Below are 6,919 nucleotides of genomic sequence, written 5' to 3'. Positions count from 1 at the left end.
TGAGATCAGCATCACCTGGAGCGGAACGTCGCGGGGAGCGACGTCGCGCAGCAGATATTCCAGGCTCTCAGCCAGCTTTTCATTGGCGCCAGTCAGCGGCTGTGACTCAATAACGAAGCCAACTGACTCCTTGTTCACCCAAATCTGACTTTCACTGTCATAGTCCAGGTAGGGCAGCAGGTCGCGGATGTGCGGATAATCCAGCTCCTGTAATTTTTCCTGCGTCTCGCTCGTGGTATCGCGCTCCCCCAGAATGCTTGCAACCGTGTCCACCACGTTCAGCGGGTCAAAGCGGAAGCCTTTCAGAAATTTCATGCGGGCCTCACATCAGAATGCCGCTCCAGTCACTGCGACTGGAGACGCTGTAGATGACCTCGCCCATATGGACGTTATTATCAGGGGAGACGTATGGCGCAATCCAGATGCGCGCCACACCATCAGGGCGCCGGAACGCGGCGGCAGGCTCAGGAAAGCAGTGCACCGCGCTGCAGTACGCCGTCTGCCGGATATCAGTACGCAGTACGCCGTTTTCCCGAGTGAACGGACGGACCTCGCCGGATGATGCCACGCGCACCGGAATATCATCGTTCTGGCCGCTACGGCCCGCCGGCATCACCGTCTGAGGGTCCAGGTGAATAGTACCGGTATCAATCAGGCGGTATTCATCCAGGTGTATGCCCGCGCCGGTAAAGCTGCTTGCGCCGGAAGTGGCTGACGGAGCGTTGCCACTGCCGCCAGCGGACATGTCATCGGCCTGCGCCATCCAGACCCCGGAGTCCTTAGCGGGTTTGTCGAACTCAAAGTCACTGTTCATGCCCGCGCATCCGCTCAGCGTGATGGCAAGCGCGCTGATGATAAGAGATTGAGCTTTAGTCATGATGCGCTCCGTCTGCGTGTCGGTTGAGAAGGTCTTTGATAAGGGATATGGCCAGTACGTTTTTGTTCGCCCCGGTTTCGCCCGGGATCAGGAAGTGCTCCTCAGAAGACGGGCTATCAGCAGGTTGTGTAATGCTTAGATTGGTCGGCTTATGCATGGTGTTCTCCGCTGGCGCTACCGGATGACAGCGCGTCGATTTCAATAAAGTCGATAAAGAGGCCGCCGTTTTTGCCGCTGGTCCCGAGCCGGGACAGCATACTCAGGGCAAAGGGGTCGCCAGGGGCGACCTCCAGCAGTCGCCTCAGCGTTTCCCCGAACAGGGCGACATACCCGTCGTCCGGAATGAGGCCGGGTTTGCAGTAGAGTTTTTTTACGCCAAAACCCCGCGCCTGCAGGCCCGGGATGCGGGCGTCCGCCTCACGGCCGAAACAGGTCACCATCCGTTCGGTAAAAACCATCCAGCCGCAGTGCTCTGCGTGACGAAACTGGATTTTTTCGACCGTCATTGCGCTACATCCTGTGGGGTCGCGCCCCTCGCCTGGCTGTGACTGGTCGGGGTCACGAAGTCATTTATGTTGAGGCGGGTGGCGTCACCGAGCTTGCCCACGAGATCCGGTGGCAGGCCGCTGTTGCCCTGCTCGCGCGTCTGCATGTCCTGTTGCTGCCCGCCCGAGCGATGCTGTTCTTTTGCGAGCTTTGCGGCCTCTTCATCCTCAATAAATTTCGCGCGGAAGCCTTCGATAAACACCACCTCCACGCGGTTCGCCGCCCCAATCGGGATAATCGGGTGATACTGCTCGGCGCGCTCGATGTAGTAGTCGGCCAGCTTGTCCGCCCCCTTGCCCACGCCGCCGCCAATGGCCCCGCGCGCCACGTCTCCACCACTGATCGTGCTGGTCGCGCCAATCCCGGTTACCGTCTGGCCAACCTGCGAGGCGCTCTGTCCCAGCCCGCCCAGCGCGCCAGCGGTGAAAGCCAGCCCGAGGATTTTGCCGTTGCGCATCACCGGTATGCCCTTGATACCGTTTTTGCCGTAAAAGGCGACGTGGCCCTTCACAGGCTGATCGATGTGTTTGCCGTCAATGATGCATGAGAGGCGCTGCAGCTGAACGATGGCCCGCTCGCTGGAAATGTCGCCGTAGGCTGCGGCCGTCACGAAGCAGTTATCGAACCGGTCTAATTTGTTATTGCCCGGCAGGTGCGCTTTTCCCTTGAGCTTGAACTGCATCGGCACCAGGTTATTCTCCCCGCGCACCGACGCGTTGGCGTCAGCGCCTTCAATTACGATGGCGTCGGAGAACGTACCGGTCGGCACCCAGAACGAGGTGTCTTTCGCTTTGGGCTTAAACTGCGAGTAGTCAAACGTCTGGTTATCGATCTGGCCCGTCTGCACGGGTGCGGGTGCAAAGGTGTATTCCGTTCGTGGCGGTGTGTAGCCTGCGCTCTGCTTACCGCCCGGGGCGGACTTTGTATGGTCCTGTTGATTTTTCAGCTGTTTCATCAGGTCACTGACGTTCTGCTGGAGGGACTTGTTGTTGTTCATCAAGTCCGACATCTGGTCTTTCAGCGACTTGAACTCTTTCTGCATCGCGGAGAGCTGCTCCCGCGCTTCCTTCTCGCGGTTCTGCGCGCTCACCAGCAGCGAGCCCTGTCCCGAACCGTCAAACGTGTTAACCACGCCACCGCCCGTCAGATCCGGCTCCGTGGCAGTTTTATCGGGGTTGCCCGCGTTGTCCACTGCATGACCGAACATGCCCCGGTTGGCCAGGTACAGGCCGACGATGATGACGGCAACGGCGGCCAGAATGATGGCAAACAGCCGGCGCTGCTTATCGCGGACCAGGCTGTTAAGGTTCATCCCGGCCTCCTCGGGTGCGGAACACGGTGATCACTGATACCTTCGCGCCCGGCTCCAGCACATCCATCTGCGGATGAAAAGCCACGGCCATTACGCCCGGACTCCAGAAGTAACGCTCGCTCAGGCGAATGCGGTGCGAGGAGAGGCTGGTTACGTCAGTGCGCACAATGCGTACCCGGTCACCCTGCCATGCGGTCACCGGACGCAACGTAAACGCACTCTTCACCGACTCGCTTACCGGGACGTCCGTATTTTTGCTGAACACGTAGCCAGCAGGCTTACGGTTAGTAATGAAACGACCGACCAGGCCGCTGATGAGCGAGCTGTAGGTGTCCTGCTTCTGCTCGTACTCCCGCGCCTCCTCCGTGCCCCGCACCTTGCGGTTATCAACTGTCAGGCTCAGGCCCGCGCGCCTTCCCGGGGTCGCCTGTACCGAGAAGGCAAAGCCTGACGCAGTCTGCACGAACATGGTGAACGGCTTGTCGGTCACGGTAGAAAACACAATCGCGCCTTCAGGTGTCGGGGATTTGGCGCTCAGCACGCCCTGTGCAGCCTGCACGCTCAGGATGTGGTCGTCGTTAACGCGCAGGTAATTCGGGTCAGTGTTGCTTACCGCCACGTTTATGCGGGCGCCGGGGCTTAGCGTCAGTTGCTCGGCGAGGGCATTAAAGGCGGTCAGTAGCGCCACAGCGCTGATTAGCAGGGTTTTACGCATCGGGGATCTCCAGGAACGCGCTCCAGCAGAGACGATTGTTTCGGGTATCGGTGCGCAAGCGGTAGTGCTTCTTCACAGGCTTCGCGTCAAGCAGGCCGTAACTCAGTTGCAGATCGCCTGACACATCGACGATGCCCTTATCCGGCCAGACGCTGACGTCTTTCGGATAGAACACCGAGCCGCCGCTATTTCCTTTCACGCGTGAGGCTTCGTCTGCCAGCACGCCCTTCAGGGACTTCTCTGCGCCGTCGCAGGCACCCGCCAGCAGCATTTCGTGGCTGGCTACTACGTTGCTGTCGGATATGTTGAGGCGCAGGTTCATCCACGCCAGCGCCATCAGGCGCAGGTAGCGGGCGTCGCCGCGCTCGCCGGTAAAACTGAACGGCGTATCCGCGCCGTAGGGAATAACAATGGTCTGTCGATTATTAACGAGCTGATTCATCAGCGCCCGGTTATCGCCATAAATGCGCCAGCTGAGCGCCAGCGCGAGGATTGTGATAACGAGCAGCACCAGAATAGCCACGGCCATATTGCGGTTTCCCGCCGAACGCAGCTTTAATTCCATGTTGTCTCCGGAGGGGGGTCAGGCGACCCAGTGCCGTTTGTAGCTGTCAGGCAGGATGCTGATAAAGAAACGCATCACTGAGGTAGGCAGGCACCAGTACGCCAGGTTGAGAAGATACTGAGAACCGCGGCCTTTCTTGAGGTGACGAATTCCAACCACCACGGCTAAAAGCATGGGGCCGAAAATCCACAAGTTGAGAAATATAGCCAGCATTGCCAGAGGCACGTACAGGCAGAACTCATCAGGTGGGAGCCCCACGAACCGCTTTTGCTCGGAAAACGTAGCCGCAAAGGTATACCGGTCACGTTTATCCATTAGCATGCGTTAAGACGGGATGATGCCGAAGGCAACGTTGATAAACACCATTACTGCGGCGATGCCGCCAAAGACGGCCAGGTTCTTGGTTTTTACATAGGTAAACACGGCAGCGATGATTTCGAGGATATACAGAACCCATACCACTGTACTTCCAGATCCGAAAGTATCGCTAATTGTACTTTTCCCGTTTACGAAAAGGTCTTCCGCGTGGGCTGGCATAGCAGCAGCAGCCACGATCGCCATTCCAGTGAACAGAGCAGGTTTATTTGCTTTATTCCACGCTACCGCCCCTGCCTTGCGGCAGTAATCTACGCACGAAGAGAAAGTGCCCTTCATAGGAATTTTCCTCAGTTAGGGATATAATGGTCGATTGGTTAAACTATATTTTGTTAATTCTGGTATATTTTTAAGTCACATTAGGAACTTACTGGTAACACCTCCTTTAGAAGATTGTCATTTGGCAACATACACTTACACTTTCATTACTGAATGACGCTTTTTTACGCTCGCTAATTACACACTTCAATATAAGTTATTGATCTTATCGATCAATTTAGTTTATCGTTATGGTAGAAATTTCCGAACGACGGGTTAACTGACTGAATGGAAATGAAAAATCATGGCTGATATTGCCGATTTGATTGTTCTTGTCGCGGATCCGGCGGGCTTTGGAGCTGAGGTTTTTAGTAAAACACATGAAGCAGTCTTATCTGAACTGCTCAGAAATGCCCTTATTCATTACATGCGCGACCCTGGCTGGTTTGCGATCACTTTCAAAGAAAACCGGTTCTATGCCTGCCAGCTCGTTACCATTCCGCTGCTCGCCTACATCAAACACCGTGTACCGGCCAGACAGCTGAAGGAAGCTGCCGAACGGTTACTTACGCAGACAGGTCATTTTTCAGATCCGGCCGCCTGGATAATGGTTAGTGCGGATTTCCTCACTCCCCTCCCTCATCCAGAGGTAAATGTCTGGCACGCCCAAAAATTAAAGAACAGTCTCGAAAAGGCAGTATTCATTGATCCCCTGGAAATAACTGAGCCTGAAATAAAAGCGGCTCCGGATAGTAAAAAAAATAAAGCACCCGTTAAAAAAGAAAATCCATCTCAAAATGCCGCCAAAAAAAAGGCCAGTCCCGATGCGGATAAAATTATAGAGCGTGTTATGCTCGGCTGGCGTGTCAGTGATATATGTAAAGAACAGAATTGCTCTGAATCTTATGTTTACAAGCTCATAAAAAAGCATAAGGGAAGCTCTGCGATGGATTACCGCTGGAATCAGTGGGAGCTGATTGCGCGCATATATCACTCCAGGCCAAAAAAAACAATCAGTGAAATTGAAAAAGCCTGCGGAGTGTCTCGTTCGGTTATATATCACGCAGTTAAAAAAATAGCTAATCGTGACGGAAAGGACATTTCTCGCCGAGAGCTTGAGAGAAAACTGACGCCAGAAGACGTAAAGTCAATTAAAATAAAACTAAGCCAGGGCGTTCTCAGAAAGCATATTATGGCCGAATATAATATCACGAACGCTACACTCATTAAATACGTAGGCACGCATGAAGATTACAAAACCGTATCAGATGAATTAAAAGAATATGCGGTGCGACTACGCGTGCAGGGTAAAACCCTTCAAGAAACTGCTGATATAATTGGCGTGACGGTTGCAACGGTAAAGCGAGCCTGGAGTAAAAAGAAAGATTCGCATGACATCAAAGAAAAGCGCGTTAAGTATGATAACCGCAACGTACTGTCTAAACGCGACCGCGATCAAGCAGTGAATGCGGTGCTGCGAGACGGACATACAAGAAAGCAAATTTATACTCAGTATGGGATAAATGCTTTGACGTTAAGGCGGTATATAAGAGAGGCACAAAAAAGAGAAATTGAGGCACTGAAGGAACAAGATAACAGGCTTGATGAAAATGAGGACCAGTAGATGATTGCCTGATACATTGCTGAGGGCATCAGGCACAATATAATTACTTAAAGTATTCGTTGAGCTTTCCAGCCACTCTCTCGTTTACGGCTTTAATCCACTCTGGTTCAAGAAGCATTTCATTTTTAATGACTCTTTCTGGATCGACTGTTTCTTTTTGAATACCGAAGATAGCGTCAGTAATAAATCCACTAACGAGAACATTTTTAGCGATAAATTCCAGTTTCTGGTCAAGCGTCTTTTCGGTAGCGTCCTTATTAATTTTATTTTCATAAACACGCAATCCAAGTTTAAACATCTCCATGACGAAGGCTGAACGATTAGCAGTATCCCGCGACTCTCCGTCTTCAAGCTTTTTATCTACGTGCGCGTCTATCTTTTCCAGTAACGAAAAAGGGATGGTAAGATTAATCCGGTTACGTTTACCGTAAGTTTCTTCACTCATATTAATTTTCTCTCTCATTTTTATTAATGCAGAAAAAAACATATCGGACCAGTAGAATAACAAAGGGGGTGCGCCCTATACATGGGTAACCATCAGGTAACAACCACCCTGAAGATGTGTAACCATATGGTTACCTGCAACCTGTATAATATTCTAACCAACTGATATTATTTAGACAAACCATATGGTAACCTGATTAAAA

Annotated in this window: 10 protein-coding genes; 1 reads left to right on the top strand and 9 read right to left on the bottom strand. The window is 52.8% G+C overall.

Translation table 11 applies throughout. The annotated features are described in order from the left end of the window. The 8 genes from BBB56_RS23105 to BBB56_RS23070 all read right to left on the bottom strand — a co-directional run. Window positions 1-315 (bottom strand): TraC family protein (locus BBB56_RS23105; protein ID WP_158673963.1); only part of this gene is annotated, 315 nt, incomplete at its 3' end. 7 nt (window positions 316-322) lie between these two features. After that, window positions 323-877 (bottom strand): type IV conjugative transfer system lipoprotein TraV, encoded by a 555-nt coding sequence (gene traV / locus BBB56_RS23100; RefSeq protein ID WP_123803233.1) that lies wholly within the window; start codon window positions 875-877, stop codon window positions 323-325. 149 nt (window positions 878-1,026) lie between these two features. Further along, complete coding sequence (locus tag BBB56_RS23095; protein WP_123803232.1) at window positions 1,027-1,383, bottom strand: hypothetical protein; 357 nt, start codon at window positions 1,381-1,383, stop codon at window positions 1,027-1,029. Next, entirely contained in the window at window positions 1,380-2,735 is a 1,356-nt protein-coding gene (locus BBB56_RS23090; RefSeq protein ID WP_123803231.1) for a TrbI/VirB10 family protein, read from the bottom strand. Before BBB56_RS23090 ends, BBB56_RS23095 begins: the two co-directional genes overlap by 4 nt. Next, window positions 2,725-3,450: a TraK domain-containing protein gene (locus BBB56_RS23085; protein WP_123803230.1), complete on the bottom strand. Its 726-nt coding sequence runs from the start codon at window positions 3,448-3,450 to the stop codon at window positions 2,725-2,727. The genes BBB56_RS23090 and BBB56_RS23085 overlap by 11 nt, the downstream gene beginning before the upstream one ends. After that, the gene (locus BBB56_RS23080) at window positions 3,443-4,015 is read right to left on the bottom strand and encodes a TraE/TraK family type IV conjugative transfer system protein (RefSeq protein WP_123803229.1); all 573 of its coding nucleotides are present in this window, start codon (window positions 4,013-4,015) and stop codon (window positions 3,443-3,445) included. Before BBB56_RS23080 ends, BBB56_RS23085 begins: the two co-directional genes overlap by 8 nt. A gap of 18 nt (window positions 4,016-4,033) precedes the next feature. Beyond that, window positions 4,034-4,330 (bottom strand): type IV conjugative transfer system protein TraL, encoded by a 297-nt coding sequence (traL, locus tag BBB56_RS23075; RefSeq protein ID WP_158673962.1) that lies wholly within the window; start codon window positions 4,328-4,330, stop codon window positions 4,034-4,036. 9 nt (window positions 4,331-4,339) lie between these two features. Further along, a complete protein-coding gene (locus tag BBB56_RS23070) occupies window positions 4,340-4,669 on the bottom strand; it encodes a type IV conjugative transfer system pilin TraA (RefSeq protein WP_123803227.1) in 330 nt (109 codons plus the stop codon). A gap of 283 nt (window positions 4,670-4,952) precedes the next feature. On the opposite strand from BBB56_RS23070, the gene BBB56_RS23065 reads away from it, so the two are divergent. Continuing rightward, window positions 4,953-6,272, top strand: a complete 1,320-nt coding sequence (locus BBB56_RS23065; RefSeq protein ID WP_123803226.1) for a hypothetical protein — start codon at window positions 4,953-4,955, stop codon at window positions 6,270-6,272. A gap of 43 nt (window positions 6,273-6,315) precedes the next feature. Here BBB56_RS23065 and BBB56_RS23060 read toward each other — a convergent pair whose 3' ends face one another. Further along, window positions 6,316-6,717, bottom strand: a complete 402-nt coding sequence (locus tag BBB56_RS23060) for a relaxosome protein TraM (protein ID WP_158673961.1) — start codon at window positions 6,715-6,717, stop codon at window positions 6,316-6,318. Window positions 6,718-6,919 lie beyond the last annotated feature (202 nt).

Origin of the sequence: Candidatus Pantoea deserta, assembly GCF_003813865.1 — a bacterium.
Classification (GTDB): Bacteria; Pseudomonadota; Gammaproteobacteria; order Enterobacterales; family Enterobacteriaceae; genus Pantoea; species Pantoea deserta.
The sequence above is the reverse complement of the archived record's forward strand: the minus strand, read 5'-3'. Positions and strand labels throughout refer to the sequence as shown.